The sequence below is a fragment of the Salmonella sp. 32070601201500089SM genome, from assembly GCF_017573605.1.
Classification (GTDB): Bacteria; Pseudomonadota; Gammaproteobacteria; order Enterobacterales; family Enterobacteriaceae; genus Salmonella; species Salmonella enterica.
Map to the genome: position 1 here is coordinate 1 of NZ_JAGETK010000011.1, position 26820 is coordinate 26820.

At 53.3% G+C, this 26820-nt stretch carries 25 protein-coding genes; 8 read left to right on the top strand and 17 right to left on the bottom strand.

What is annotated here, in order from left to right; translation table 11 throughout:
- Nucleotides 1-352: 352 nt before the first annotated feature.
- Nucleotides 353-919: a D-glycero-beta-D-manno-heptose 1,7-bisphosphate 7-phosphatase gene (gene gmhB, locus J4728_RS16910; protein ID WP_001140158.1), complete on the bottom strand. Its 567-nt coding sequence runs from the start codon at nucleotides 917-919 to the stop codon at nucleotides 353-355.
- Nucleotides 920-1108: 189 nt separating this feature from the next.
- Here gmhB and metN point away from each other — a divergent pair, with 189 nt between their 5' ends.
- From metN to proS, 6 genes are all read left to right on the top strand, one after another.
- A complete protein-coding gene (gene metN, locus J4728_RS16915; protein ID WP_000594021.1) occupies nucleotides 1109-2140 on the top strand; it encodes a methionine ABC transporter ATP-binding protein MetN in 1032 nt (343 codons plus the stop codon).
- On the top strand, nucleotides 2133-2786 hold the full coding sequence (locus tag J4728_RS16920; RefSeq protein WP_001287486.1) for a methionine ABC transporter permease MetI: 654 nt from the start codon (nucleotides 2133-2135) through the stop codon (nucleotides 2784-2786). The genes metN and J4728_RS16920 overlap by 8 nt, the downstream gene beginning before the upstream one ends.
- Before the next feature lie 38 nt (nucleotides 2787-2824).
- A complete protein-coding gene (gene metQ / locus J4728_RS16925) occupies nucleotides 2825-3640 on the top strand; it encodes a methionine ABC transporter substrate-binding lipoprotein MetQ (RefSeq protein ID WP_000874215.1) in 816 nt (271 codons plus the stop codon).
- Nucleotides 3641-3758: 118 nt separating this feature from the next.
- Nucleotides 3759-4163, top strand: a complete 405-nt coding sequence (rcsF, locus tag J4728_RS16930) for an Rcs stress response system protein RcsF (RefSeq protein WP_001202315.1) — start codon at nucleotides 3759-3761, stop codon at nucleotides 4161-4163.
- Nucleotides 4160-4867, top strand: a complete 708-nt coding sequence (gene tsaA, locus J4728_RS16935) for a tRNA (N6-threonylcarbamoyladenosine(37)-N6)-methyltransferase TrmO (protein ID WP_000093988.1) — start codon at nucleotides 4160-4162, stop codon at nucleotides 4865-4867. Before rcsF ends, tsaA begins: the two co-directional genes overlap by 4 nt.
- Before the next feature lie 110 nt (nucleotides 4868-4977).
- On the top strand, nucleotides 4978-6696 hold the full coding sequence (proS, locus tag J4728_RS16940; protein ID WP_001260683.1) for a proline--tRNA ligase: 1719 nt from the start codon (nucleotides 4978-4980) through the stop codon (nucleotides 6694-6696).
- A 73-nt stretch (nucleotides 6697-6769) separates the two neighbouring features.
- Here the strand turns inward: proS and nlpE are convergent, their stop codons facing one another.
- The 3 genes from nlpE to J4728_RS16955 are packed head-to-tail and all read right to left on the bottom strand — an operon-like array spanning nucleotide 6770 to nucleotide 8467.
- On the bottom strand, nucleotides 6770-7471 hold the full coding sequence (gene nlpE, locus J4728_RS16945; RefSeq protein WP_079835159.1) for an envelope stress response activation lipoprotein NlpE: 702 nt from the start codon (nucleotides 7469-7471) through the stop codon (nucleotides 6770-6772).
- 31 nt (nucleotides 7472-7502) lie between these two features.
- Complete coding sequence (gene arfB, locus J4728_RS16950; RefSeq protein WP_000560527.1) at nucleotides 7503-7925, bottom strand: alternative ribosome rescue aminoacyl-tRNA hydrolase ArfB; 423 nt, start codon at nucleotides 7923-7925, stop codon at nucleotides 7503-7505.
- Nucleotides 7922-8467: a YaeQ family protein gene (locus J4728_RS16955; protein ID WP_001185319.1), complete on the bottom strand. Its 546-nt coding sequence runs from the start codon at nucleotides 8465-8467 to the stop codon at nucleotides 7922-7924. The genes arfB and J4728_RS16955 overlap by 4 nt, the downstream gene beginning before the upstream one ends.
- Nucleotides 8468-8664: 197 nt before the next feature.
- Between J4728_RS16955 and J4728_RS16960 the strand changes: the two genes are divergently transcribed.
- Both J4728_RS16960 and rof read left to right on the top strand, forming a co-directional pair.
- Nucleotides 8665-8865 (top strand): YaeP family protein, encoded by a 201-nt coding sequence (locus J4728_RS16960; protein WP_001518678.1) that lies wholly within the window; start codon nucleotides 8665-8667, stop codon nucleotides 8863-8865.
- Nucleotides 8852-9112 carry a Rho-binding antiterminator gene (rof, locus tag J4728_RS16965; protein WP_000062330.1) on the top strand — a complete coding sequence of 87 codons (261 nt, stop codon included), beginning with the start codon at nucleotides 8852-8854 and terminating at the stop codon, nucleotides 9110-9112. Before J4728_RS16960 ends, rof begins: the two co-directional genes overlap by 14 nt.
- Before the next feature lie 83 nt (nucleotides 9113-9195).
- Here rof and tilS read toward each other — a convergent pair whose 3' ends face one another.
- The 13 genes from tilS to bamA form a co-directional block, all read right to left on the bottom strand.
- Complete coding sequence (gene tilS / locus J4728_RS16970; protein ID WP_024158829.1) at nucleotides 9196-10488, bottom strand: tRNA lysidine(34) synthetase TilS; 1293 nt, start codon at nucleotides 10486-10488, stop codon at nucleotides 9196-9198.
- Between the two features lie 62 nt (nucleotides 10489-10550).
- Nucleotides 10551-10940 carry a VOC family protein gene (locus J4728_RS16975; RefSeq protein WP_000901088.1) on the bottom strand — a complete coding sequence of 130 codons (390 nt, stop codon included), beginning with the start codon at nucleotides 10938-10940 and terminating at the stop codon, nucleotides 10551-10553.
- A gap of 55 nt (nucleotides 10941-10995) precedes the next feature.
- Nucleotides 10996-13137 carry a lysine decarboxylase LdcC gene (gene ldcC / locus J4728_RS16980; RefSeq protein ID WP_208212116.1) on the bottom strand — a complete coding sequence of 714 codons (2142 nt, stop codon included), beginning with the start codon at nucleotides 13135-13137 and terminating at the stop codon, nucleotides 10996-10998.
- A 75-nt stretch (nucleotides 13138-13212) separates the two neighbouring features.
- Entirely contained in the window at nucleotides 13213-14976 is a 1764-nt protein-coding gene (locus J4728_RS16985; RefSeq protein WP_208212117.1) for a chitinase, read from the bottom strand.
- Nucleotides 14977-15156: 180 nt separating this feature from the next.
- Nucleotides 15157-16116, bottom strand: coding sequence for an acetyl-CoA carboxylase carboxyl transferase subunit alpha (gene accA / locus J4728_RS16990; RefSeq protein WP_000055753.1), 960 nt, complete (start codon nucleotides 16114-16116; stop codon nucleotides 15157-15159).
- 12 nt (nucleotides 16117-16128) lie between these two features.
- Nucleotides 16129-19611 carry a DNA polymerase III subunit alpha gene (gene dnaE / locus J4728_RS16995; protein ID WP_001294818.1) on the bottom strand — a complete coding sequence of 1161 codons (3483 nt, stop codon included), beginning with the start codon at nucleotides 19609-19611 and terminating at the stop codon, nucleotides 16129-16131.
- A gap of 23 nt (nucleotides 19612-19634) precedes the next feature.
- Entirely contained in the window at nucleotides 19635-20231 is a 597-nt protein-coding gene (gene rnhB, locus J4728_RS17000) for a ribonuclease HII (RefSeq protein ID WP_000569412.1), read from the bottom strand.
- Nucleotides 20228-21376, bottom strand: a complete 1149-nt coding sequence (lpxB, locus tag J4728_RS17005; RefSeq protein WP_000741216.1) for a lipid-A-disaccharide synthase — start codon at nucleotides 21374-21376, stop codon at nucleotides 20228-20230. The genes rnhB and lpxB overlap by 4 nt, the downstream gene beginning before the upstream one ends.
- On the bottom strand, nucleotides 21376-22164 hold the full coding sequence (gene lpxA / locus J4728_RS17010; RefSeq protein WP_000565950.1) for an acyl-ACP--UDP-N-acetylglucosamine O-acyltransferase: 789 nt from the start codon (nucleotides 22162-22164) through the stop codon (nucleotides 21376-21378). The genes lpxB and lpxA overlap by 1 nt, the downstream gene beginning before the upstream one ends.
- Before the next feature lie 3 nt (nucleotides 22165-22167).
- Entirely contained in the window at nucleotides 22168-22623 is a 456-nt protein-coding gene (gene fabZ / locus J4728_RS17015) for a 3-hydroxyacyl-ACP dehydratase FabZ (RefSeq protein ID WP_000210741.1), read from the bottom strand.
- Between the two features lie 105 nt (nucleotides 22624-22728).
- Complete coding sequence (gene lpxD, locus J4728_RS17020) at nucleotides 22729-23754, bottom strand: UDP-3-O-(3-hydroxymyristoyl)glucosamine N-acyltransferase (RefSeq protein ID WP_001139265.1); 1026 nt, start codon at nucleotides 23752-23754, stop codon at nucleotides 22729-22731.
- 3 nt (nucleotides 23755-23757) lie between these two features.
- Nucleotides 23758-24243 (bottom strand): molecular chaperone Skp, encoded by a 486-nt coding sequence (gene skp / locus J4728_RS17025; RefSeq protein ID WP_000758966.1) that lies wholly within the window; start codon nucleotides 24241-24243, stop codon nucleotides 23758-23760.
- Nucleotides 24244-24365: 122 nt separating this feature from the next.
- The gene (bamA, locus tag J4728_RS17030) at nucleotides 24366-26798 is read right to left on the bottom strand and encodes an outer membrane protein assembly factor BamA (RefSeq protein WP_001240931.1); all 2433 of its coding nucleotides are present in this window, start codon (nucleotides 26796-26798) and stop codon (nucleotides 24366-24368) included.
- Nucleotides 26799-26820: the final 22 nt, after the last annotated feature.

Sequence of the window (26820 nt, forward strand, 5' to 3'; positions counted from 1 at the left end):
GAATTAAACTTCGTAATGAATTACGTGTTCACTCTTGAGACTTGGTATTCATTTTTCGTCTTGCGACGTTAAGAATCCGTATCTTCGAGTGCCCACACAGATTGTCTGATAAATTGTTAAAGAGCAGGTGCGACGCGGCTTGCAGCTCACCGTCGCGAGGTGGCGTATATTACGCTTTCCTCTTTCAGAGTCAACCCTGAATTTCAGGATTTTTCTCTTCAACCGACCGGCTGTTTGTGTGAAGTGATTCACATCCGCCGTGTCGATGGAGGCGCATTATAGGGAGTCGGTTCAGGAAGACAAGCGGAAAAATGCATTTTTGTTTTAACCGCTCATCTTTTATCCATAACGCTTATTTTTGCTGCTTTTTTATCGCCGATGGCAGATCGGCAAGGCTGTTTAACACCCAGTCCGCCGCGTTTTCTGCTTCTGCCGTGACCGGTTTGCCCGTACGCACCAGCACTTTTGTCCCGACATTTGCCGCCGCTGCCGCCTGCATATCTTCCAGCTTGTCTCCCACCATATAAGAAGCCGCCATATCGATATGCAGGAAATCACGCGCCGAGATAAGCATTCCTGGATGCGGCTTGCGACAATCACATACCTGACGGAACTCTTCTATACTGCCCTGCGGATGGTGAGGACAATAATAGATGCCGTCCAAATCAACATCGCGATCCGCCAACGACCAGTCCATCCATTCGGTTAACGTTTCAAACTGCGCCTCAGTGAATTTGCCGCGCGCGATTCCGGACTGGTTCGTCACCACCACCAACGCATAGCCCATTTTTTTTAGCTCGCGCATCGCGTCAATAACACCGTCTATAAACTCGAATGCATCGATTTCATGTACGTAGCCGTGATCCACATTAATGGTGCCGTCACGGTCGAGAAAAATTGCGGGTACAGACTTTGCCACCTTTTATAGCTCCTGAGTAAAGCAAGTGGCGCTAGTATCGCATGTTTCAGCAGGCAAGAAAGTGCTCATCGTATAAAGCCTGATTGATTTAGACGTCTGGATGCCTTAACATCCATTCTGTTGACGGCGTTGACCGTATTAGGCAGACGAAAATGCCTCCGCTCATTTCATTACGATAATAAAGAATCAATGATTAAACTTTCGAATATTACCAAAGTGTTCCAGCAGGGGACGCGCACCATTCAGGCGCTAAATAATGTCAGCCTGCACGTTCCTGCCGGGCAGATTTATGGCGTCATTGGCGCCTCCGGCGCCGGTAAAAGTACGCTTATCCGCTGCGTTAACTTACTTGAACGCCCAACCGAAGGTAGCGTTCAGGTCGGCGGTCAGGAGCTGACAACGCTTTCAGAGTCTGAGTTGACCAAAGCTCGCCGTCAAATCGGCATGATTTTCCAACATTTTAACCTGCTCTCTTCCCGTACCGTGTTTGGCAACGTCGCGTTGCCGCTGGAACTGGATAACACACCAAAGGAAGAGATCAAACGCCGTGTCACAGAGCTGCTGGATTTAGTCGGTCTTGGCGACAAGCACGACAGCTATCCGGCAAATCTTTCCGGCGGTCAGAAACAGCGTGTCGCGATTGCCCGCGCGTTAGCCAGTAATCCAAAAGTGTTGCTGTGCGATGAAGCCACCAGCGCGCTTGATCCCGCAACGACCCGTTCGATTCTGGAATTGCTGAAAGATATCAACCGTCGTTTGGGGTTGACGATTCTGCTTATCACTCATGAAATGGATGTCGTGAAACGTATCTGCGACTGCGTTGCCGTTATCAGTAATGGCGAGCTTATTGAGCAGGATACGGTCAGCGAAGTCTTCTCGCATCCTAAAACGCCGCTGGCGCAGAAGTTTATTCAGTCCACTCTGCATCTGGACATTCCGGAAGATTACCAGGCGCGTTTGAAAGCGTCGCCGGAAACTGACAGCGTGCCGATGCTGCGCATGGAATTCACCGGGCAGTCTGTGGATGCCCCGCTGCTTTCTGAAACCGCGCGTCGTTTCAACGTGAACAATAATATTATCAGCGCGCAGATGGATTACGCCGGCGGTGTGAAGTTCGGCATTATGCTAACGGAAATGCACGGCACGCAAGAAGAGACGCAAGCCGCAATTGCCTGGCTGCAGGATCACCATGTGAAAGTAGAGGTACTGGGTTATGTCTGAGGCAATGATGTGGTTACTGGTTCGTGGCGTTTGGGAAACGTTGGCGATGACCTTTGTCTCCGGTTTCTTCGGTTTCGTGATTGGCCTGCCGGTTGGCGTATTGCTGTATGTTACGCGCCCGGGGCAGATTATGGAGAACGCCAGGCTGTATCGCTCCCTCTCTGCGGTGGTCAATATTTTCCGCTCGATTCCCTTTATCATCCTGTTGGTGTGGATGATTCCTTTTACCCGAATAATTGTCGGCACCTCCATTGGTTTGCAGGCCGCGATTGTACCGCTGACCGTCGGCGCCGCGCCTTTTATCGCCCGTATGGTGGAAAATGCGTTGTTAGAGATCCCTGCCGGGCTGATTGAAGCCTCGCGAGCGATGGGCGCCACGCCGCTGCAAATTGTACGTAAAATCCTTTTACCGGAAGCGCTGCCTGGTCTGGTGAATGCGGCAACCATTACACTGATCACCCTGGTCGGTTACTCCGCAATGGGCGGCGCCGTCGGCGCAGGCGGCCTCGGTCAAATCGGCTATCAGTACGGTTATATTGGATACAATGCTACCGTGATGAATACGGTGCTGGTATTACTCGTCGTTCTGGTTTATTTAATTCAGTTATCCGGCGATCGCATCGTCAGGGCTGTCACGCATAAGTAACGTTAAACACAACACAAATACTCATTAAGGAAATAAGCATGGCGTTCAAATTCAAAACCTTTGCGGCAGTGGGTGCTCTGATTGGTTCTCTGGCACTTGCGGGTTGCGGTCAGGATGAAAAAGATCCGAATCATATTAAAGTCGGCGTAATCGTTGGCGCAGAGCAGCAAGTTGCCGAAGTCGCGCAGAAAGTCGCGAAAGAAAAATACGGCCTGGACGTGGAATTGGTGACCTTTAATGATTATGTTCTGCCTAATGAAGCGCTGAGCAAAGGCGATATCGATGCCAATGCCTTCCAGCACAAACCGTATCTGGATCAGCAAATCAAAGATCGCGGCTACAAACTGGTTTCTGTTGGTAAGACTTTTGTCTATCCCATTGCAGGATATTCCAAAAAAATCAAATCTCTGGATGAGCTCAAGGACGGTTCCCAGGTCGCTGTGCCTAACGACCCGACCAACCTTGGTCGTTCCCTGTTGCTGCTGCAAAAAGTAGGGCTGATTAAACTGAAAGACGGCGTTGGTCTGCTTCCTACCTCGCTGGATATCGTGGAAAACCCGAAAAATCTGAAAATTGTTGAGCTGGAAGCGCCGCAGTTGCCGCGTTCGCTGGATGACGCGCAGATCGCGTTAGCGGTCATTAATACGACTTACGCCAGCCAGATTGGCCTGACGCCAGCGAAAGACGGTATCTTCGTTGAAGATAAAGATTCTCCGTACGTTAACCTGATCGTGACGCGTGAAGATAACAAAGACGCCGAGAATGTGAAAAAATTCGTTCAGGCTTACCAGTCTGATGAAGTGTACGAAGCCGCAAATAAAGTTTTTAATGGCGGTGCGGTGAAAGGCTGGTAAGTTTTAGGCTGATTCCACAATCTGTAATATTATTCAGGACGGGCTATTGCCCGTCTTGTCATTTATGCAAGCTCCTGATTCAATATCTGGCAATTAGAACATTCATTGAGGAAATATTATGCGTGCTTTACCGATCTGTTTATTGGCACTCATGCTGGGCGGTTGTTCCATGCTAAGCAGATCCCCTGTTGAACCCGTTCAAAGCACCGCAACCCCGCCAAAAGCGGAGCCGGAGAAACCTAAAGCGCCGCGTGCCGCTCCCGTCAGGATTTACACCAATGCTGAAGACTTAGTCGGCAAACCTTTCCGCGATCTTGGCGAAGTTAGCGGCGAATCCTGCCAGGCGACAAATCAAGACTCTCCGCCTAACATTCCAACTGCGCGCAAGCGTATGCAGATTAATGCATCTAAAATGAAAGCCAACGCCGTCCTGCTGCACAGCTGTGAAATTACCAGCGGCACGCCAGGCTGCTACCGTCAGGCGGTTTGTATCGGGTCCGCCCTGAATATTTCGGCGAAATGAGCAGCTTTCAGTTTGAACAAATCGGCGTTATTCGCTCCCCCTATAAAGAAAAATTCGCCGTTCCGCGCCAGCCTGGTCTGGTCAAAAGCGCCTGCGGCGAACTGCATCTGATAGCGCCTTACAACCAGGCCGATGCCGTTCGCGGCCTGGAGGCGTTCAGCCATTTGTGGGTGCTTTTCGTTTTTCATCAGACGATGGACGGCGGCTGGCGGCCAACAGTTCGTCCGCCCCGTCTTGGCGGTAACGCCAGAATGGGCGTTTTTGCCACGCGCTCCACGTTCCGCCCCAATCCGATTGGCATGTCGCTCGTTGCGCTAAAAGGTATCGAGTGCCGGAAAGAGAGCGTAATTCTGAAATTAGGCAGTCTGGATCTGGTGGATGGCACGCCGGTGGTGGATATTAAACCGTATTTACCGTTTGCCGAGGCCTTACCGGACGCCGCCGCCAGCTATGCGCAACAGGCGCCGATAGCTGAAATGCCCGTGAGTTTTACCGCTGAGGTGGCTCAACAGCTTACGACGCTGGAAAGGCGTTATCCGCAGCTACGGACATTTATTTGCGATGTGCTGGCGCAAGATCCTCGCCCGGCTTATCGTAAGGGTGAAGAGACGGGCAAAACCTATGCCGTCTGGCTGCATGATTTTAACGTGCGCTGGCGTGTGGTTAACACCGGATTTGAAGTGTTTGCGCTGGAACCACGGTAATTTCACGCCCTTCTCTTTTGACATCTCTTGCACGCTGGTAAACTAAATCACTTTTTTTGTATCAGGCTCACATTGAGCCTGTTCGATCGTTCAACTGGAACCGTAACAACATGCGTACTAGCCAATACCTGCTCTCCACTCTGAAGGAGACACCTGCCGACGCCGAGGTTATCAGCCACCAGCTGATGCTGCGCGCCGGGATGATCCGCAAGCTCGCCTCCGGGTTATATACCTGGCTGCCGACCGGCCTGCGCGTCCTGAAAAAAGTCGAAAACATCGTGCGTGAAGAGATGAACAACGCCGGTGCTATCGAGGTGTCGATGCCAGTCGTTCAGCCAGCCGACCTGTGGCAAGAGAGTGGTCGTTGGGAACAGTACGGTCCGGAACTGCTGCGTTTTGTCGACCGTGGCGAGCGTCCGTTCGTACTCGGCCCGACCCACGAAGAAGTTATCACCGATCTGGTGCGTAATGAACTCAGCTCTTATAAGCAGTTGCCGCTGAACTTCTTCCAAATCCAGACCAAATTCCGTGATGAAGTGCGTCCGCGCTTTGGCGTGATGCGTTCGCGCGAATTCCTGATGAAAGATGCTTACTCTTTCCACACCTCTCAGGAATCGTTGCAGGAAACCTATGACGCCATGTACGCCGCGTATAGCCGTATCTTCAGCCGTATGGGGCTGGATTTCCGCGCGGTACAGGCCGATACCGGTTCTATCGGCGGCAACGCCTCGCATGAATTCCAGGTGCTGGCGCAAAGCGGCGAAGACGATATCGTTTTCTCTGATGTTTCTGATTACGCGGCTAACATTGAACTGGCAGAAGCTATCGCGCCGCAAACGCCGCGCGCAGCGGCGACGCAGGAAATGACTCTAGTCGATACGCCAAATGCCAAAACCATCGCGGAGCTGGTGGAACAATTCAACCTGCCAATTGAAAAAACGGTAAAAACGCTGCTGGTGAAAGCGGTGAAAGACAGCAAGTCTCCGCTGGTGGCTCTGCTGGTTCGCGGCGATCATGAACTGAATGAAGTTAAAGCGGAAAAACTGCCGCACGTTGCCAGCCCGCTGACCTTCGCTACCGAAGAAGAGATTCGCGCCGTGATTAATGCCGGCCCTGGCTCCCTCGGCCCGGTCAATATGCCGATTCCGGTCATCATCGATCGTACCGTTGCCGCCATGAGCGATTTTGCCGCTGGCGCTAACATCGACGGTAAACACTACTTTGGTATTAACTGGGATCGCGATGTGGCGACGCCTGTTGTTGCCGACATCCGTAACGTAGTCGCCGGCGATCCGAGTCCGGACGGTCAGGGAACGTTGCTTATCAAACGCGGTATCGAAGTGGGTCACATCTTCCAGTTAGGTACCAAGTACTCAGAAGCGCTGAAAGCCTCCGTTCAGGGCGAAGATGGCCGTAACCAGATCCTGACAATGGGCTGCTACGGTATCGGCGTAACACGTGTCGTTGCCGCAGCTATCGAGCAGAACTTTGACGAGCGCGGCATTGTATGGCCTGACGCCATTGCGCCTTTCCAGGTCGCTATTCTGCCGATGAATATGCACAAATCCTTCCGTGTGCAGGAGCTGGCGGAAAAGCTGTACAGCGAATTGCGCGCGCAGGGCATTGAAGTGCTGATGGACGACCGTAAAGAGCGCCCGGGCGTGATGTTTGCCGATATGGAGCTGATTGGTATTCCACATACTATCGTGATTGGCGATCGCAACCTGGATAACGACGATATTGAGTATAAATACCGTCGCAGCGGTGAAAAATCGCTGATTAAAACCGGCGATATCGTTGATTATCTGGTCAAGGCGATTAAAGGCTAAACGACATTTTGTTGGGATTGCCCGGCGCCACCCGGCAGATATGTAAAGGCCTCGCACCCTGCGAGGCCTTTTATTAGTGGGTGCAATCTTTACCCGGCGTAAACTTCGCATTTTTATCGGCTATTAGCATTTTTACCGGCTCGCCCGTGTCCGGGTTCGCGGCAAACACAAAATGCCCTTCTACCGTCAGCAGCACCGGTTTTTCCGCTTCACCTTTCGCCGTCAAATAGCCGCGCTCAAGCTGGGCGTTACTGGCGACCGGCAGCCGTTTTCCGGTCGCACAATCGGTAAAGGTCGCCGCATCGGCCCTGTATACATACATACCACGCAACGGCATTGGCGTTACCGGCAGGCTGGCGGTAACAGGCACCAGCGTATAATTAAGCGGCGAAGCCACCGGATTGCCTTCTCTGTCGAGCATCTCCAGCGCATTGCCTTTCGCGCGATAATACGATTTCTCGCCATTGCTGTCGGTTAACACCAGTTTATCCGCCGTCCGCGCCCAGGTACCGTATGACGCAAAAGAGGAAGGTTCTTCGCGCACGCCCTGATAGCGCTCGTTCATCACCCATGTGCCGTCTTTTTCCAGAAACAGTGACGTTTCAATACCTTCACAATCCGCACAGGGCAGCACGCCGCGCCAGCTTTGCTGCATGGGTTTTAATTCCGCCGCCTGCGCAGGTTGCAGGGCGTCAACTTCCGCACGGTTATTACACCCTATCAATGCAAATAGCGTACAGGCTGCCGCTACTGACAATATTGCTGTTCTCACCATAAAATCCTTATGAAATTGCTATTCCTGCCCGTCAATCCAGTGGACGACGAACTTTGCCGCGAAGCGCCTTTACAGAAGATTTTTGCGCCTTTGAGGACAAGCGGCGCTCTTTCGAGGCACGCGTCGGACGGGTTGCGCGACGGCTTTTCTGCTCCGCGGTTAATTCTTTTATGACAGCAACCAGCCTGGCGATAGCCGCTTCCCGGTTGAGCTCCTGGCTCCGGAACTCCTGCGCCTTAATGATAATGACGCCATCATCGCTTATCAGATGGTGACTGGCCGTCAGCAAACGCTGTTTATAATACTCTGGCAGGCCAGAGGCCCGAATGTCAAAGCGCAAATGAATCGCGCTAGAGGTCTTATTTACGTGCTGACCACCCGCGCCCTGCGCGCGAATGGCCGTAATTTCCAGCTCATTATCGGCTATGGAGACCGTCCGGGAGATGGCAATCATGAGGGCTGTTGCCAGGCGGTTAGCTGTATTTCCAGATTATTCCGAGCATCAGAAAGCCAGATTGCGCCGTCCTGAATCGTCGCCTGTAGCGTCATGGTACGATCGGCAAATTCACTGAGCTGCGCCAGTTGCCCGTCATCCAGATACCAGACGGACAGGTTAGCGAACTGCGCGCACTTGCTTTGATGCTGCTGCCACCAGATTTGCGCCGCCCGGGAGTTATAAGCAAAGAGCGCGACATCGCTTGCCTGAGTACAGGCTTTCTTAATACGGCGCTCATCCGGCAGCCCCAGCTCTATCCAGAGATCGATGCCCAGATGATCGTTACGCAGCCAGGCCTCCGGCTCATCTTCCGCGCTGAGCCCACGTGTAAACTGCAACCGTTCATCAGCATATTTTATCCATGCCAACAGGCGCAGCATCATGCGCTCCTGCGTTTCAGAAGGGTGACGCGCCAGCGTCAATGCCGCATCCAGAAACCGGTTGCGATCAAGGTCAGCCACATTGACGACGGCTTTATAAATTGTCGCTTTAAGCGCCATGAGAAAACTCCTTTCGAATCAGGCGCCCATTGTAGCGAAAACCGCGCTAAAAGGCTGTTAACGAATCTTTTATCCACTCGCGTCAGGCGCTGATATTGCGCAAATGAGTATGGTATAGTCACCTTGCTAAACAAGATTTAACTTCGTAGGCTTAGACTTGCATCCACGGTTAAGTCAGAATGCTGACAGGAGGGCATGTGGAAAAATATTGTGAGTTAGTACGCAAGCGGTATGCGGAAATCGCCAGCGGAGACTTAGGGTATGTCCCGGATGCGCTGGGTTGTGTATTGAAAGTGCTTAATGAAGTGGCGGCAGATAGCGCCCTTTCAGAGTCGGTCAGGGAAAAGGCAGCTTATGCTGCCGCGAACTTACTGGTGAGCGATTATGTCAATGAATGAAACGTATCAACCCATTAATTGCGATGACTACGATAGTCTTGAGCTTGCCTGCATGCATCATTTAATACTGACGCTAACGTTAAAAGATGGCGAGGTTTTGCAGGCAAAAGCGAACGATTTGATCTTACGTAAAAACGTAGAGTATCTGCTTGCCGAGGTTTCCGGCGAGTCTTGTGAACTTCGTCTCGATAAAATCGCCAGTTTCAGCCACCCGGAAATTGGTACCGTGGTAGTTAGCGAATCCTGAGTATTTTGTTGCCGGATGGTGGTGCAAGCACCTTATCCGGCCTACGTTCCATGCGATAAGTAGGCCTGATAAGCGCAGCGCCATCAGGCATGCCAAACCAGACTCACCCCTTCTTTATCTTCTGCTGCTCCCTCACGCGTCACAAAAACACCCGCAGCCGCAATCAGCGTTTCGCCGTAAAACAACAGCGGCGTGGTATCTCGTCGCCAGGGCGGGATCCCCTGCTCCTGCCAGATTTTCTTTAATTTACGTCCGCCGTTACGCCCGACAATATGTAGCACGCCTGGCGCTTTAAAACGAATGCTGACGGATTCTTCCTCTCGCGGTCGGCGCAGTTCGCCGCCAGGAACGAGCTGTACCGTCCCTAAGCCGGCAGGCAGCGCCAGCGGTGTTTGCCAGACGGGCCAGGCGACCGTCGTTTCGTGTTGTCCGGCCACGGATTTAATCCACCACAGTTGCGACTGATAACGGCGAATCTCGCGATCGCCAAAACGTAAACAGGGAGAGGCATCGTCGCGCGCCAGCGCCACCTCCTGCCAGATACGTTCCAGCGCGTCGCGAGAGGGCATCGGCGCATTACGCATCGCCAGCCAGCGACGCAAAATCGCCGCCCGCCGTACATCGCTCATCGACATTAATGGAGAGAGCCGCAATGTTCCCTCCGTCGTGATACAGTCCGTAAGATCGCTGACCAGAAGCTCGTCCAGCAGCCTTTCTTGCTCGGCGCAGAGCGTCGCGCTACGGGCTACCGCCGCAGGAAAATGCGGCCAGCGCTGCTGCAAGAGCGGAAGCGCCCGCAGGCGTAAAAAATTGCGATCGTAGGCGTCATCCTGATTGCTTTCATCTTCAATCCAGCATAAGCCATGACGCACAGCCCACTGTTCCAGCGTCTTCCGCGTTTCTCTCAACAGCGGGCGAAGAAGCAGAGTTCCGGCAAAAGGCGAGCGTTCTCCCATCGCGGAAAGTCCGGCCGGACCGCTGCCGCGCTTTAACGCCAGCAGAAACGTTTCACACTGATCGTCAAGGTGCTGCGCGGTTGCCAGCACTTCGCCAGGCAATAGCGTCTGTGCGAACGCCCGGTAGCGCGCTTCACGCGCATGGGCCTCGATACCCAGGCCATTATCCGCCAGCGTCACCCGCTCCACTACCAGCGGAACCTGCCAGCGTTCGCATACGGTTTCGCAATGCCGCACCCAGCTATCAGCATGAGGGCTTAAACCGTGATGAATATGGATAGCACGCAGCGTAACGTCAGGGTGGCGTTCTCGCCACAACACCAGTTGATGCAGAAGCACCGTAGAATCCAGGCCACCGCTAAAGGCAGCCAGAATACGGCGAGAAGAGAGTAACGAGGTATTCAACGTGAGAGTGGTCATGATCCATGCTTATAGTGACTTAGCCCGGCAACGTTACCTGGCGAGCGTCTTAATGACAAGCCTTACTGCTCATACAGCTCAAGCGGTAAACCGTCCGGATCGTTGAAAAAAGTAAAGCGCTTCCCGGTATACGGATCGATGCGTATCGGTTCGCACTTAACCTGATGCTTTTCCAGATGCGCAACGGCGTTTTCCACATTTTCCACGCTGAAAGCCAGATGGCGCAGGCCACAGGCTTCAGGTCGGCTTGGACGCGCCGGAGGGAAGGGAAAAGAGAAAAGCTCAATCACATACTGCCCGTTTAGCGCCAAATCGCCCTTCCACGAGTCACGCTCTTCCCGCCAGACTTCGCTTAGCAGATCGAACCCCAGAATATCGCAATAAAACGCCTTGCTCACCGCATAGTCTGTCGCAATGATCGCGATGTGATGAACCTGTTTTAATCCCAGCATAGCGTCTCCTTTATTGATTATCAGTACGTTACTCGTCACATTCCCGTCAGGCAAGCTAGCAGGCGTGTTTTAAGACTCGTACCTGGTACACCCCGTCTTCATTCCGTTTCGCGCCGTGAATATCCGTTTCAAAACCGGGATAATGCTGGCCAATCGAGCAGAGCATCAGCAGAAAATCGAGCACGGCCCGACTCTGTTGCGTGATCCTCTCGCCGGGCATCAACAGCGGAACGCCTGGCGGATAAGGCAGGATCATATTCGCGGAAACGCGCCCTGGCAGTTGATCGAGCGCCACGGTTTCCACCTCGCCTTTGATCTGACGCTGCCAGGCCTGGTGCGGGGTCATGATCATCTCCGGTAAAACCTCGAACGCCCGCGACATCAGCCCCGGAAGATCGTGCTGGCGGATCAGTTTATGGATCCCCTGCGCCAGATCCTGAATGCGCATATTGCGATAAAAATCCGGATCTTCCGCATACAGATCCGGCAACATATTTTTGACGCGCAGGTTAAGATCGTAGGCGCGTTTAAATTCCGTCAGTCCGCGCAGCAGCCCCATCGCACGGGTCTTATCAATCCCTATGCTGAACAAAAACAGCAGATTATACGGCCCGGTTTTTTCCACCACCACGCCTCGCTCATCGAGGAACTTCGCCACCAGCGCGGCGGGTATCCCCTCTTCGCCCATGTTGCCCTGTTCATCCATCCCCGGCGTCAGGATTGTCACCTTAACCGGATCGAGGAACATATGATCGTCATCAGCATCGGTGAAGCCATGCCAGGTTTCTCCCGGCGTGACCGGCCAGCATTCGGCCTCATCAACCTCTTCCGGCTGCCAGATATCAAAGAACCAGCTATCGGACTCTTCACGTAACCGCTGTACTTCTTTACGAAAATGGAGCGCCCGTTCCACCGAACGATTAATCAATCTTTTCCCTGGATTGCCGCGCAGCATCGCCGCCGCGGTCTCGATAGAGGCGACAATGGGATAGCTCGGCGATGTGGAAGTGTGCATCATAAACGCTTCGTTAAACGTCTCTTCGTCATATTCCCCTTTGATATGAATAAGCGACGCCTGCGAAAAAGCCGCCAGCATTTTATGGGTGGATTGCGTTTCGAAAATCACTTTTCCGGGCACCCGATCGCCGCTCATCCCGCTTTTCCCCTGGTAGATCGGATGGAAATGGGTATAGGGTACCCAGGCGGAATCAAAATGGATCGAGGGAACGTCCAGCATCTGCTTGATCCAGTTAGTGTTATACAGCAGACCATCGTAAGTCGAATTGGTGATAACCGCATGCACCGGCCATTGCGCCTGAGGGGTCTCCTCTATCTTGCTTTCGATGCTTGCACGGGTAAATTCCCTTCGGGGAATACCGCCGAGAATGCCGAGCGCATTGCGCGTCGGCTTCAACCAGAGAGGCACCACATCGCTCATCATCAGCAAATGCGCCAGCGATTTATGACAATTACGATCAATAAGTAGCGTACTTCCCGCAGGCGCGGCATACATACCGACAATTTTATTCGAGGTCGACGTACCGTTCGTCACCATATAGCTCTGCTCGGCGCCAAAAGTACGGGCGATATACTCTTCCGCTTCCAGATGCGGCCCGGTGTGATCCAGCAGCGATCCCAGTTCAGTCACCGAAATCGACACATCGGCCTTTAAGGTATTGCCGCCAAAAAAGTCATAAAACAGACAGCCTGGCGGGCTTTTCTGATACGCCGTTCCCGCCATATGACCCGGCGTACAAAAGGTATATTTTCCTTCTTTGGCGTAGGTAAACAGCGCTTTGGTAAACGGCGGCGTAATATTATCGAGATATTCGTTTGTATATTGATGAATGCGCGTCGCGATATCTTCAGCCAGCCCCAACGCATACTCAAAAAACCACAGCGCCATGCGCATATCGTGAACGCTAACGTCCAGCGTGGAGTTGGTATTGATAAAGGCGTAGAGAGGAAGGTATTCATTTAGCTGGTTGATTTCGCTACAAAGATCGAGACTGTATTCATCCCAGTCAAAAATAACGCCGCAGATGCGCGGGTTATGTTCAATAAACTTCAACAAGTCAACGCTATTTTGCGGCCAGATAATTTGAAATCCCAGGGATTGTAATGCACGCTCAAGCTCCTTGATGGGTTCATCTTTATAGTAAACCCCGTGCGGCCCCATAATGGCGATGATGTTCATGCTTTCTCCTGAAAAAACCTGAGATAAGCATAGTAACAATCCTGCCGATGCAAAGCACCGACAGGATTTATCTTATTACAATGCGTTCCATGCATCGGCCCAGGCAATCCCTACGCCGGGCTCATAGTAGGCAGGCGCAACATTACACCATGAGCCTTCCGGGAACGGTTTGCACTGGTACAATGCGCCATTACTGTTGACGATGTCGCCCGGATTCCATTTCTGGCTGCTGCTCCAGGCAGGGTAGCTGGTGGTCTTATCTTCGTCATCCGCAGCGGCGGCCTTCGCTTTCACATTCAGCGTATAAACCGCTGTACTGGAGAGCGTACCGTCGCTAACGGTCAGATTCACCACATACTGGGTGTTCTGAGTGACATCCGGCGCGTTGAAAATCACAACGGCTTTATCCTGGCCGCTCAGCGTTTTGCCATCCTGCGACATCCAGGTATAGGTGAGCTTGTCGCCATTCGCGTCGGTCGATCCTTCCGCGCTGAGTGAAACCGGGCTACCAGCTTCCACCGCCCCGACCGGCCCGGCAATGCGCGCGACTGGCGCCACGTTTTCATCCGTCACTGGCGCCGGAGTTGGCGTGACATCCGGTTCAGTGGTTCCGTTATCATCGACGACATTAACGTTGAAATAATACTGTACACATTTCGTGTAGTCGCCCTCTTTAAAGGCGGTATACGGCGTCTGATATCCAACTAACTGGCAGGAATAGGTTTTACCGTCCGCAGTATCGGCGCTCCAGCCCCAGTCTTGTTCCCAATAGATCGGTAACGCGCCAGCGCCGCCTTCATCGAACTGCTTCATCTTTTTACAGCCCAACACTTCGTCAGCCGGCACCGGCACTTTCAGGTAGTTGGCAAACTCTTTGTAGTAGGCGATGCGGTTAAGCGACTGCGCATTCTCATCTGCGCCGCCGCACTCCACGCCGCCATTGATGATCTGAATAGTGACGCCGAAACCTGATACCAGGCCGTTTGCTTTATCGCGATCGTTTGGCTGCCAGGTACCGTCAATCACATGTAGCATAGACGGCTTCGGCGGCTGCGGATACACAAAGAAGAAGACGGCGCTCGCCAGGTTCATCCAGGTATCCGCCACCAGCTCGGGTTTATCCAGCAGAGGGCGAACGTCGCCATACATCGCGTCAGAGAAAGGCCCATAGTTGTAGTTATAAGAAAGCTGTTTTGCCCCGCGACCAAAATAGCTGAGGAAATCGCCGTCCTTATCTTTACCGCACGGCCAGGTCTGGCCCTGCCATACATCCGGGTTACATTCGCCGTTGTAGCCGCCTTTCTGCCCTTCTGTCCAGCCGACTTCGCGCAGATAGACCAGCGCCTGACGCCATTCCGGAATGTCACGCCAGCTTTCGTGACCGCCCGTCTCCTGGGCAAAATGCGCAAACATAGTAGCCAGGGTTTTACGGCAGATAGCGTCGCTATCGCGTCCATCGGTGTAGGTACCACAAACCGCCGGGAATTTACCTATCGCTTTCAGGAAGTTAGAGTAAGTATATTCCGGCGCGCGCATCGGGAACAGATAATCCCAGTCGGCCTCTTTCAGAATACTTTCAACGCGTTTTACGTTTGCCGGGTTAGCGGCGCGCCCCGGTTCGATTTGTTCGACCGCGCTGTTATCCAACGTCTGAATAGAGGATTTCACGGCCTCCATTAACGGAAAATCCGTTAGCGCTTTCTCTTTCGCCGCCAGATCGCTGGCGTTAATGGTCATTGGCTCACTACTGCTAAGCAGCGGCGCGGCCTGCGCACCGGATAAGCTCAACATGATCCCTGCCGCTACGGCGCTGAGCGCCAGTGTTTTTTGCAATCCCATAATTTTCTCCTTGAAGGGTAGTTCACTGCCTGCCCTGGCCACACGCCTGGCAGTTGATACAGTGTCAGGGAGAACATGCCGTTGCGTTTAATCACATCAACTCATCGGCGTCTCATTTTTCCTCGACCAAAAAAAAGAGGCCGGATTATCCGGCCTCTTGGGGAAAAATGAGGTAAATGATTAGGCGTAACCGTAGCTCATCAAACGCTGGTAACGACGGTTTTTTAAATCATCGGTGCTTAACACATCGAGATCGGCTAAATCTTCCAGCAGCTGCGCTTTTAGCGATGCCGCCATCGCTTCCGGATTACGGTGCGCGCCGCCCAGCGGCTCCGGAATGATGGAATCGATTAGCTTCAGCTCTTTCAGACGCGGCGCGATGATGCCCATCGCTTCAGCAGCCAATGGCGCTTTGTCGGCGCTCTTCCACAAAATAGAGGCGCAACCTTCCGGGGAGATAACGGAATAGGTGCTGTATTGCAGCATATTCACTTTATCACCCACGCCAATCGCCAATGCGCCGCCGGAGCCGCCTTCGCCAATCACGGTGCAGATGACAGGTACGTTCAGACGAGACATCTCACGCAGGTTGCGGGCGATAGCTTCAGACTGACCACGCTCTTCCGCGCCCACGCCAGGGTAAGCGCCCGGGGTGTCGATGAAGGTGATAATCGGCATGTTGAAGCGTTCAGCCATTTCCATCAGGCGCAGCGCTTTGCGGTAGCCTTCCGGCGCTGGCATGCCAAAGTTACGACGAATTTTTTCTTTGGTTTCACGACCTTTCTGATGACCAATGATCATCACCGGCCGCCCTTCCAGACGCGCGATACCGCCGACGATGGCTTTGTCATCAGCATAGGCGCGATCGCCCGCCAGCTCATCAAACTCATCAAACGCCAGACGGACATAATCCAGGGTGTACGGACGCTGCGGATGGCGCGCCAGTTGGGCTACCTGCCATGCGCCGAGATCGGCGAAGATTTTGCGCGTCAGTTCTACGCTTTTTTCGCGCAGGCGATGGACTTCTTCATCGATATTAATATCCAGTTTCTCATCCTGGCGGCTTACCGCAGTCAGAGAATCGATTTTCGCTTCCAGCTCTGCTATCGGCTGTTCAAAATCAAGGAAATTCAGACTCATAGTATTCCTGTATTAGTCAAACTCCAGTTCCACCTGCTCCGAACCAATGAGGCCACGCAGATCGTTAAGTAAACGATCGCTCGGAGAGACACGCCACGTTGCGCCAAAACGCAGCCGCGCACGCGCATCCGCCCTCTGATAGTAGAGATGTACTGGAATGGTCCCCGAGCGGTGGGGTTCCAGAGACTGACGGAGTCGGTTTAAAAGCTGGTCATCAATTTGCCTGTCCGTCAGCGAGATAGCAAGCCCGCGAGCGTATTTTTCGCGAGCTTCGTCAATATCCATCACTTCGCGGGCGGTCATTTTAAGCCCCCCGCTGAAGTCATCAAAGCTGACCTGTCCGCTGACGATAAGTATGCGGTCTTTTTCCAGCAACTGCTGGTATTTATCCAGCGCGTCGGTAAATAACATCACTTCCAGACGCCCGGAACGGTCATCCAGCGTACAGATGCCGATACGATTGCCGCGCTTGGTGACCATAACCCTTGCGGCAATCACGAGCCCCGCAGCCGTGGTGACTTTACCACGTTCTGTCGGATGCATGTCTTTGAGCCTTACCCCGCCGACATAGCGCTCAATTTCTTTTAAATACTGATTGATGGGGTGGCCCGTCAGGTACAGCCCCAACGTTTCACGTTCCCCATCTAACACCACCTGCTCCGGCCACGGCTGGCAGCTGGCATAGGATTGTTCGATTTGCTCCGGCTCTTCCGCCAGCACGCCGAACATATCCGCCTGACCGATAGCTTCCGCTTTAGCGTGCTGGTCGGCGGCTTTCAGCGCATCGCCCAATGAGTTCATCAGCGCGGCGCGGTGCGGCCCCAGGCGGTCGAACGCCCCGGACATGATCAGCTTTTCCAGCACCCGGCGGTTGAGCTTTTTGGTGTCGGTCCGCGCGCACAGATCAAACAGCTCGCGGAAATAGCCGCCCTGATTACGCGCGTCGATGATCGCTTCGATCGGCCCTTCGCCGACGCCTTTGATCGCGCCGATGCCGTAGACGATCTCGCCCTCATCATTAACGTGGAAATGGTACAATCCGGAGTTAATATCCGGCGGTAGAATTTTCAGTCCCATCCGCCAGCACTCGTCCACCAGGCCGACGACCTTCTCGGTGTTATCCATATCGGCAGTCATCACCGCCGCCATAAATTCAGCCGGATAGTGCGCCTTTAGCCATAGCGTCTGGTAAGAAACCAGCGCATAAGCGGCGGAGTGCGATTTGTTAAACCCGTAACCGGCGAATTTCTCCACCAGGTCAAAGATTTTCATCGCCAGTTCGCCGTCGATACCGTTCTTTTTCGCGCCCTCTTCAAAAACGGAACGCTGTTTGGCCATCTCCTCCGGCTTTTTCTTACCCATCGCACGACGCAGCATATCCGCGCCGCCGAGAGTATACCCGGAAAGTACCTGGGCAATCTGCATCACCTGTTCCTGATACAGAATGATGCCGTAGGTCGGCTCCAGTACCGGCTTCAGGCTTTCATGCTGCCACTGAACGTCCGGGTAAGAGAGTTCTTCACGACCGTGCTTACGGTCGATAAAGTTATCTACCATCCCTGACTGCAACGGGCCGGGACGGAACAGGGCCACCAGTGCGATCATATCTTCAAAGCAGTCCGGCTGCAGACGTTTGATCAGATCTTTCATGCCGCGCGATTCAAGCTGGAAGACCGCCGTGGTTTCCGAGCGCTGCAGCATGTCGAAGCTTTTCTTGTCATCCAGCGGAATGGCGGCGATATCCAGCGGCGGCTCGCCGTTTTTCTCGCGCCGCTTGTTGATCATCTCCAGCGCCCAGTTGATGATGGTCAGCGTACGCAAACCGAGGAAGTCGAACTTCACCAGCCCGGCATATTCCACGTCACTTTTATCAAACTGGGTAACCGGATGCTTGCCCTCTTCATCGCAGTACAGCGGCGCAAAGTCGGTAATTTTGGTCGGCGCGATGACCACGCCGCCAGCGTGCTTACCGGCGTTACGCGTGACGCCTTCGAGCTTACGCGCCATATCGATCAGCGCTCTGACCTCTTCATCCGCCTCGTAAATTTCCGGCAGTTGCGGTTCCGCTTCAAAGGCTTTTGCCAGCGTCATGCCCGGATCGGGCGGCACCAGCTTCGAGATACGATCGACAAAACCGTACGGATGCCCCAGCACGCGGCCCACATCGCGGATAACGGCTTTCGCCGCCATCGTACCGAAGGTGATAATTTGCGATACCGCATCACGCCCGTACATATCTGCGACGTGTTCAATCACCTGGTCGCGTTTCTCCATACAGAAGTCAACGTCGAAGTCAGGCATCGAGACACGTTCCGGGTTCAGGAAACGTTCGAACAGCAGGTCAAATTCCAGCGGATCAAGGTCGGTAATTTTCAGCGCGTAGGCCACCAGCGAACCAGCCCCGGAACCACGTCCCGGCCCTACCGGCACGCCGTTATCTTTTGACCACTGGATAAACTCCATCACGATGAGGAAGTAGCCAGGGAACCCCATCTGGTTGATAACCTGTAGTTCAATATCCAGACGCTCGTCATATTCCGGGCGACGCTTTTTGCGCTCTTCTTCGTCCGGAAACAGGAAAGCCAGACGCTCTTCCAGCCCCTCTTTCGCTTTTTTGACCAGATAATCTTCGGTGGTCATATCGCCGGTCGGGAACTGCGGCAAGAAATATTCACCCAGACGCACCGTTACGTTGCAGCGTTTGGCAATCTCCACCGTATTTTCCAGCGCCTCCGGAATATCGGAGAACAGCTCGCACATTTCTTCTTCACTGCGCATATACTGCTGCGGTGAATAATTGCGTGGACGTTTAGGATCGTCGAGCGTGAAACCGTCGTGGATCGCGACACGAATCTCATGGGCGTCAAAATCATCGCTTTCAAGGAAACGGACATCGTTTGTCGCGACAACCGGCAAACCACGTGCCTCAGCCAGTTCAACCGCAGCATGGAGATAGGTCTCTTCGTCCTGTCTGCCGGTACGGATCAGTTCCAGGAAGTAGCGATCGGGAAAATGCGTTTCATAGAAAGCAACGCACTCCTCCACCAGCGCCTGGTTGCCGCGTAGCAGACAGCGGCCTACGTCGCCCATGCGTCCGCCGGAAATCAGAATCAAACCTTCTTTAAGCTCTACCAACCAGTCGCGCTCGATAATCGGGCCTGCCGCGCCGTAGCCGCGCTGATACGCTTTCGAGATCAGCAACGTCAAGTTCTGGTATCCCGTATTATTCGCCGCCAGTACCGTCAGATGAGTCAGCTCATCTCCCAGCAGTTCGTTGTGAACGTTAAAGTCCGCCCCGACGATGGGTTTAATGCCCGCGCCATGACCCGCTCCGTAGAACTTCACCAGACCGCAGAGGTTGGTAAAATCGGTGATCGCCAGCGCAGGCATACCTAATGAGGCCGCCTTTTTCACCAGCGGCCCGGTCTTCGCCAGCCCATCGATCATAGAGTAGTCGCTGTGCACCCGCAGGTGAACGAAACGTGGTTCAGACATCTTCAGATTTCTCGATACAAGAGTCAGGACACAAGTCCCAGAGCGCGTTTAACAGGCGCAAAACTGCGTCGGTGGTGCGCCGTCGCGCCATACTGGGCCAACTTTTCCAGATGAAAAGCGGTTGGATAGCCTTTGTGCTGCGCAAAGCCATACTGAGGAAAAACGATATCCAGCGCCGCCATTTCTGCGTCGCGGGTGACTTTCGCCAGAATAGACGCCGCGCTAATCTCCGCCACGCGGCTGTCGCCTTTCACCACGGCCATTGACGGCACAGGCAGCTCCGGACAGCGATTGCCGTCGATCAGCACATATTCTGGCGCAATATGCAGACCAGCGACAGCGCGCTGCATGGCGAGCATGGTGGCGTGCAAAATATTCAGCTCATCAATTTCATGCGCTTCCGCGCGTCCCAGACTCCAGCTTAACGCCTTTTCTTTAATCTCGTCATACAATGACAGACGACGCTTTTCAGACAATTTTTTGGAATCATTCAGACCGACGATCGGACGCGCCGGATCGAGGATCACGGCGGCGGTCACTACGGCGCCCACCAGCGGGCCACGGCCCACTTCATCCACACCCGCCACTAAATGGGTGTGTGGATAAACAAATTCGATCATTGTGCTAACTCCAGGACGGCATCTGCCGCCTGCTCATCGGCATTACAGCGGATCTGCTGATGCAGTTCACGGAAGGTGTCGTGCATCGCATGGCTGGTTTTACCGTTCGCCAGTAGCGGCAACAGCGCTTCGGCGAGTTTTTGCGGTTCGCACTCTTCCTGCAACAGCTCTTTGACTAATTCTCTTCCCGCCAGCAGGTTAGGCAAAGACACATACTCCGTTTTCACCAGACGTTTCGCCAGCCAGAAAGTGAAGGGCTTCATACGATATCCCACTACCATCGGGCATTTTGCCAGCATACACTCCAGTGCCGCCGTACCCGAGGCCAGCAGAGCCGCGTCGCTGGCGATCATCGCCTCGCGCGCCATGCCGTCCAGCAAATGAACGGCGAGATCCGGCGCAACCTCCGCTTTAATTTTTTCAAACTGCTCGCGGCGTTTCGCGTTCACCAGCGGCACTACCACTTCCAGATCGGGATAGCGCTGTCGCAGCAATTGTGCGGTTTTCAGGAAATCGGCGCTGAGCATTTCCACTTCCGCGCCACGGCTGCCTGGCAGTAGCGCCAGACAATGGGCGTCATGCGGGATACCCAGCACGTCGCGCGCCGCATTTTTATCCGGGTCCAGCGGCATGGCATCCGCCATGGTGTGACCGATAAAGCGGCACGGGACGTTAAATTTATCGTAAAACGCTTTTTCGAAAGGCAGAAAAGCCAACACCATATGGGTGGATCTGCCTATTTTGAAAACGCGTTTCTGTCGCCAGGCCCAAACGGACGGGCTGACATAATGAATGGTCTTAATCCCTTGTTTTTTCAGATTACCTTCGAGGGTAATATTGAAATCAGGGGCATCAATCCCGACAAAGACATCGGGCTTGAGTTCGGTAAAACGGCGGGTCAGATCGGCGCGGATATGCAACAAACGGCGTAAACGTCCGAGCACTTCAACAATGCCCATGACCGCCAGCTCTTCCATCTCGTACCAGGCTTCACACCCTTCGGCCTGCATACGCGGCCCCGCAACGCCCACAAAACGGGCGTTGGGTACGCGCGCTTTCAGCGCACGAATTAAGCCTGCGCCAAGAATATCGCCGGACGTTTCACCGGCGACCAAGGCAATCGTTAAAGGACGCTGTGCCGCCATTAACGAATCGGACCACGCGTTGAACGCTCAAAGAACTCGGTAAACGCCTTCACTTCCGGATGCTTTTCAGCAAGTTCAGCGATTTCCAGCTTCGCTTCGTCGAGCGTTTTACCACTGCGGTACAACAGTTTGTAGGCATTACGAATCGCCACCAGCCCTTCACGGCTAAAGCCGCGACGCTTCAGCCCTTCGATATTTACCCCGAACGGCGTCGCATGGTTACCCTGCGCAATCACATACGGAGGGACATCCTGCGCCACGCCGGAGCAGCCGCCGACCATCACATGCGCACCGATAATGCAGAATTGATGAACTGCCGTCATACCGCCGATAATCGCAAAATCATCGACTGATACGTGCCCCGCCAGCGTGGCGTTGTTGGCGAGGATACAGCGATTACCTACCGTACAATCATGTGCGACATGCGCATTGATCATCAGCAGGTTATCGCTACCCACCTTCGTCAACCCACCGCCCTGCACTGTACCACGATGAATGGTGACGCTTTCGCGGATGCGGTTACGATCGCCAATTTCCACACGGGTCGGCTCACCCGCATATTTCAGATCCTGGTTCACTTCACCGATGGAGGCAAACTGATAAATCTCGTTGTCGCGGCCGATTTTGGTTTGACCATTCACGACCACATGAGACTTCAGTACGGTTCCCTCACCAATTTCGACCTGCGGCCCAACAATACAAAAGGGACCAATGTGGGCATTAGCGCCAATTACAGCGCCGTCTTCCACAATGGCGGTAGGATGAATAAAGGCGGATTTATCAATCACGAATCAGGCCTCCCGGCTACGAGCACACATCATGGTTGCTTCGCACACAACTTTACCGTCGACCAGCGCAACCCCTTTAAAGCGGGTCAGGCCACGGCGCGTTTTCTCGAAAGTGACTTCCATGATCATCTGATCGCCTGGCACCACCGGACGCTTAAAGCGCGCTTCATCAATACCCGCGAAATAATACAGTTCGCCAGGTTCCAGTTTCCCAACGCTTTTAAACGCCAGAATACCGGTTGCCTGCGCCATCGCTTCCAGAATCAGCACGCCTGGCAAAATCGGTTTGCCCGGGAAGTGTCCCTGGAAAAACGGCTCGTTGACGGAGACATTTTTCACCGCACGCAGAAAACGACCTTCTTCAAAGTCCAGCACGCGATCGACCAGTAAAAACGGAAAACGGTGCGGCAGAAGCTCTAAAATCTCTTCAATCTGCAGAGTATGAGTGTTAGTAGTCAAAATACTCTTCCTGTCCAAATATACAAAAAGGCAATAATAACACGGCCTGCCGCAATCGTATGAATGTGACAGGCCGGAAAAGAATGGCAACTACAAGGCGGAACGTTAGTCTTGTTGATTAACCTTGCGCTCAATCGCTTTGAGACGCTTGCTCATATCATCAATGTTCATCACCAGTGCAGCAGTTTTACGCCATACTTTGTTGGGTTGCAGCGGAATGCCTGAGGAGTAGACGCCCGGTTCCGTGATGGGACGCATCACCATACCCATGCCAGTTACCGTGACTTTGTCGCATATTTCCATATGCCCATTGATCACGCTGGCGCCGCCAATCATGCAGTAACGGCCAATCTTCAGGCTACCCGCCATAATGACGCCACCGGCAACTGCCGTATTGTCGCCAATCACGACGTTATGTGCAATCTGGCACTGATTATCAATAATCACGCCATTGCCAATAACAGTATCATCCAACGCGCCACGGTCAATGGTGGTACAAGCGCCGATCTCGACACGATCGCCAATAATGACCCGGCCCAGTTGTGGGATCTTCACCCAGTTGCCACGATCGTTAGCGTAGCCAAAACCGTCCGCGCCGATCACCGTACTGGACTGGATCAGGCAATTCTCACCGATCTGAATGTCGTGGTAAATCGTTACGTTCGCCCACAAGCGTGAACCCGCCCCGATTTTGCTATTTTTTCCGACGAAACAGCCTGCGCCGATAACCACGTTATCGCCCAGTTGTACGCCAGATTCAATCACCGCATTCGCGCCGACTGAAACATTGCTACCCAGCGTTGCCGTCGCATCAATCACGGCGCTTGGCGCGATATTCTGCGCGGGCTGCGGCGTAGTATCTAAAATTTGCGCCATGCGCGCGTAGGTCAGGTAGGGATTTTTAACTACCAGCGCCGCACTCTTAGCAAAAGGAAGATCGTCCTGCGTCATGACAACCGCAGAAGCCTGGCATAAACCTAAGTGTTCACGGTACTTAGGATTCACCATAAACGTAATGTGGCCTGTTGTTGCAGATTGCATGGACGCAACGCCGGTGATGACGATATCGCCATCACCGTGTAATTCTGCATCCAACTGTTCTGCTAAGTCAGCCAGTCGAATTGAAGGCATTACTTATTTAACCTGTTTCAGTACGTCAGCGGTGATGTCTTTCACATCGCTGCTGTTGTAAGCAACGGTGTTTGCGTCTACCACCAGATCGATACTCTGGTCGTTAGCCACTTTTTTCACCGCAGTCTGGATACGAGTCACCAGTTTGTTGCGTTCTTCGTTGGAACGACGAGCGCGATCTTTCTCAAAAGCCTGCGCTTTTTGCGCGAAAGTCTGGCGCTGAGACATCACGTCTTTTTCCAGCTTAGTACGATCGCTACCTGCTTTCATGGATTGCAGACGCTGCATTTTAGATTGCAGATCGGTTTCCATTTTTTGCAGTTCAGCCGCACGGCCTTTAAATTCGTTTTCCAGTGTATTGGATACACCCGTCTTCTGCGCAACCTGTTGGAACAGATTACCCATGTTGACGATTGCAATTTTGTCAGCAGCCTGTGCGGACGTTACCATCGCCAAACCAAGACCTGCAGCTAATAACCACTTTTTCACAATAAACTCCTTACCATCCCATTTGCACCCGAAGGTACAGCTCTTTGCGTGGCCTGGCGATCCCTGGGGGCATCGCCAAAAGTCATCGCTACACTACCAATGCATTCCTTTGCAGTGAACAATTACCAGGTTTTACCAATGTTAAACTGGAACTGCTCGGCTTTGTCTCCATCGTACTTTTTAAACGGCTGGGCGTAGGAGAAGACCAACGGCCCCAATGGGGACATCCATTGTAATGCGATACCCGCGGACATACGGATGTTGCTCGGATCGCTGTAGTCCGGATAACCAGAATACTGGCTGGAATCCCAGTTAGTATCCCAGACGGTCCCCATATCCCAGAAGAAAGAAGTACGGACCGAATTAGCATATTTCTCGCTGATAAACGGCGTCGGCGTGATAAATTCCAGGCTGGCGACCGCCATCGCGTTACCCCCTACCGCATCATCCGACTTACACATATCTTTTGCGCCGTCCTGCGTCGCGCAATCGTAGTCTTCATCAGCATCGTAATTTTTAGGGTTATAGGGATAATAGACCGCCTTAGGACCAATGGTATTGGACTGGAAGCCACGAACGGTACTGGAACCACCGGCATAGAAGTTCTCATAGAACGGCATTTCTTTACCGCCTAAACCATCGCCATAACCAAAGCGGGTACGGCCCAGAATGACCCACTTATGATCGTTATCGATCGGTACATAGGTCGCGGTATCCAACGTCGCTTTATAGTATTCGTTATCCGATCCCGGAATCGTCACCTTACCCGTCAGGTTGATACGCGTACCTTCCGTCGGGAAGTAACCACGGTCTAGTTTGTTGTAGGTCCAGCCGTAGTTAAAGGTGAAGTCATCAGTGCTAAAACTATTATCCTGATCATTAGTACTCGGATACTGACCCATTGATGCCAGATAACGCCACATTGCAACCTGCGGTTCCATATTGGACAGGGAGTTATGCACATACCCTAAACCAGCACGCAACGTGTTGTACTCGTTGATGGGGAAGCCAAGCGTCACATCCGTACCGTAACTCTTGTTGGTATAGTCGGATAGATCCGCATCGTCCGCCTGGAAGTCGTTATAGAAGATACGACCACCGAGGCTCACGCCGTCAACGGTAAAGTATGGGTTAGTAACGGACAGTTCGCTGTAGGTCTGGTAGTCGTTTTTGGTGCCGTTAATCCCCACGGAATAACCAGTACCTAACCAGTTGTCCTGCTGAACGCCGGCCTGGAAGCTAACGCCGCTTTCTGTACCGTAACCGATACCGAAGTTAAAGCTACCGGTGTTGCGCTCTTTCACCTTGTACACCACATCAACCTGATCCGGGCTACCCGGAACGCGCTGCGTGTCGGTGTCGACGGTTTCAAAGAAGCCGAGACGGTTCAGACGCTCTTTCCCCTGGTCAACCAGGTCGCTGCCCAGCCACGCCCCTTCCATCTGGCGCATTTCACGGCGCAGAACGGAATCTTTTGAGGTGTCGTTGCCTTCAAAGCGGATCTTACGCACGTAGAAACGGTTGCCCGCATCGACGTTTACGCGCAGTTTTACGGTTTTGTCAGCATCGTTAATTTCAGGCTGTGACTGCACGCGCGGATAGGCGTAACCATAGCGACCCAGAAGCTTTTTGATGTCATCTTCCATTTTGGTCACTTTGGTGCCGTTATAGAGCTCGCCCGGTTCAATTTTCGTCAGTTTCTCAATTTCAGCGGAATGTCCGGCCAGGTTACCGCTCACCTGAACCCCGGAAAGCTTGTACTGATCGCCTTCGGTGATATTGACGGTGATGTAGATCCCTTTCTTATCCGGCGTCAGACTCACTTGCGTGGAGTCAATATTGAAACGCGCGTAGCCGCGATCCAGATAGTAGCTGCGCAAGGTTTCAAGGTCGCCCGCCAGCTTCTGTTTCTGGTATTTACGATCGCCGACGACGTTCCACCACGGCACTTCGTCACGCAACTGGAAATGAGAAATGAGTTCTTCGGTGCTAAAGGCATGGTTACCGACGATGTTGATCTGTTGGATCTTCGCCGATACGCCCTCCTGGAACACCAGTTTAAGATCAACACGGTTGCGCGGCAGCGGCGTGACGACCGCCTTAACGCTGGCGCTGTATTTACCTACGCTATAGTAAAAGTCTTCCAGACCTTTTTCGATATCAGACAGCGTGGTGCGATCCAGAGACTCGCCAACACGTACGCCAGACGCTTCGAGGTTTTGCTTGAGCATGTCATCTTTCACCGACTTGTTCCCGGAGAAAGTGATGCTGGCAATGGTCGGACGTTCTTTTACCTGAACCAGAAGGGTATTACCATCGCGCAGGACGCGGACGTCCTCAAAGTTGCCGGTGGCGAACAGAGCGCGAATGGTGTTACTGATATCTTCATCATTAACCGTGTCGCCTGTGCGCACCGGCATACTGAGGAGAGCCGCACCAACGGCGACTCGCTGCAGGCCTTCGAAATGAATGTCCTTCACTACGAACCCTTCAGCACCGTATACGGTGGCGCTGCTGAACAGCAGCGACGCTATGAGCAACTTTTTCATCGCCATCGTTATTATGCGTTCTTCCTAA

Bases quoted from the DNA above. Each gene is read 5' to 3' on its own strand.
- metN (WP_000594021.1), top strand. From the start codon at position 1,109: ATGATTAAACTTTCGAATATTACCAAAGTGTTCCAGCAGGGGACGCGC.
- J4728_RS16920 (WP_001287486.1), top strand. From the start codon at position 2,133: ATGTCTGAGGCAATGATGTGGTTACTGGTTCGTGGCGTTTGGGAAACG.
- metQ (WP_000874215.1), top strand. From the start codon at position 2,825: ATGGCGTTCAAATTCAAAACCTTTGCGGCAGTGGGTGCTCTGATTGGT.
- rcsF (WP_001202315.1), top strand. From the start codon at position 3,759: ATGCGTGCTTTACCGATCTGTTTATTGGCACTCATGCTGGGCGGTTGT.
- tsaA (WP_000093988.1), top strand. From the start codon at position 4,160: ATGAGCAGCTTTCAGTTTGAACAAATCGGCGTTATTCGCTCCCCCTAT.
- proS (WP_001260683.1), top strand. From the start codon at position 4,978: ATGCGTACTAGCCAATACCTGCTCTCCACTCTGAAGGAGACACCTGCC.
- nlpE (WP_079835159.1), bottom strand. From the start codon at position 7,471: ATGGTGAGAACAGCAATATTGTCAGTAGCGGCAGCCTGTACGCTATTT.
- arfB (WP_000560527.1), bottom strand. From the start codon at position 7,925: ATGATTGCCATCTCCCGGACGGTCTCCATAGCCGATAATGAGCTGGAA.
- J4728_RS16955 (WP_001185319.1), bottom strand. From the start codon at position 8,467: ATGGCGCTTAAAGCGACAATTTATAAAGCCGTCGTCAATGTGGCTGAC.
- rof (WP_000062330.1), top strand. From the start codon at position 8,852: ATGTCAATGAATGAAACGTATCAACCCATTAATTGCGATGACTACGAT.
- tilS (WP_024158829.1), bottom strand. From the start codon at position 10,488: ATGACCACTCTCACGTTGAATACCTCGTTACTCTCTTCTCGCCGTATT.
- J4728_RS16975 (WP_000901088.1), bottom strand. From the start codon at position 10,940: ATGCTGGGATTAAAACAGGTTCATCACATCGCGATCATTGCGACAGAC.
- ldcC (WP_208212116.1), bottom strand. From the start codon at position 13,137: ATGAACATCATCGCCATTATGGGGCCGCACGGGGTTTACTATAAAGAT.
- J4728_RS16985 (WP_208212117.1), bottom strand. From the start codon at position 14,976: ATGGGATTGCAAAAAACACTGGCGCTCAGCGCCGTAGCGGCAGGGATC.
- accA (WP_000055753.1), bottom strand. From the start codon at position 16,116: ATGAGTCTGAATTTCCTTGATTTTGAACAGCCGATAGCAGAGCTGGAA.
- dnaE (WP_001294818.1), bottom strand. From the start codon at position 19,611: ATGTCTGAACCACGTTTCGTTCACCTGCGGGTGCACAGCGACTACTCT.
- rnhB (WP_000569412.1), bottom strand. From the start codon at position 20,231: ATGATCGAATTTGTTTATCCACACACCCATTTAGTGGCGGGTGTGGAT.
- lpxB (WP_000741216.1), bottom strand. From the start codon at position 21,376: ATGGCGGCACAGCGTCCTTTAACGATTGCCTTGGTCGCCGGTGAAACG.
- lpxD (WP_001139265.1), bottom strand. From the start codon at position 23,754: ATGCCTTCAATTCGACTGGCTGACTTAGCAGAACAGTTGGATGCAGAA.
- bamA (WP_001240931.1), bottom strand. From the start codon at position 26,798: ATGGCGATGAAAAAGTTGCTCATAGCGTCGCTGCTGTTCAGCAGCGCC.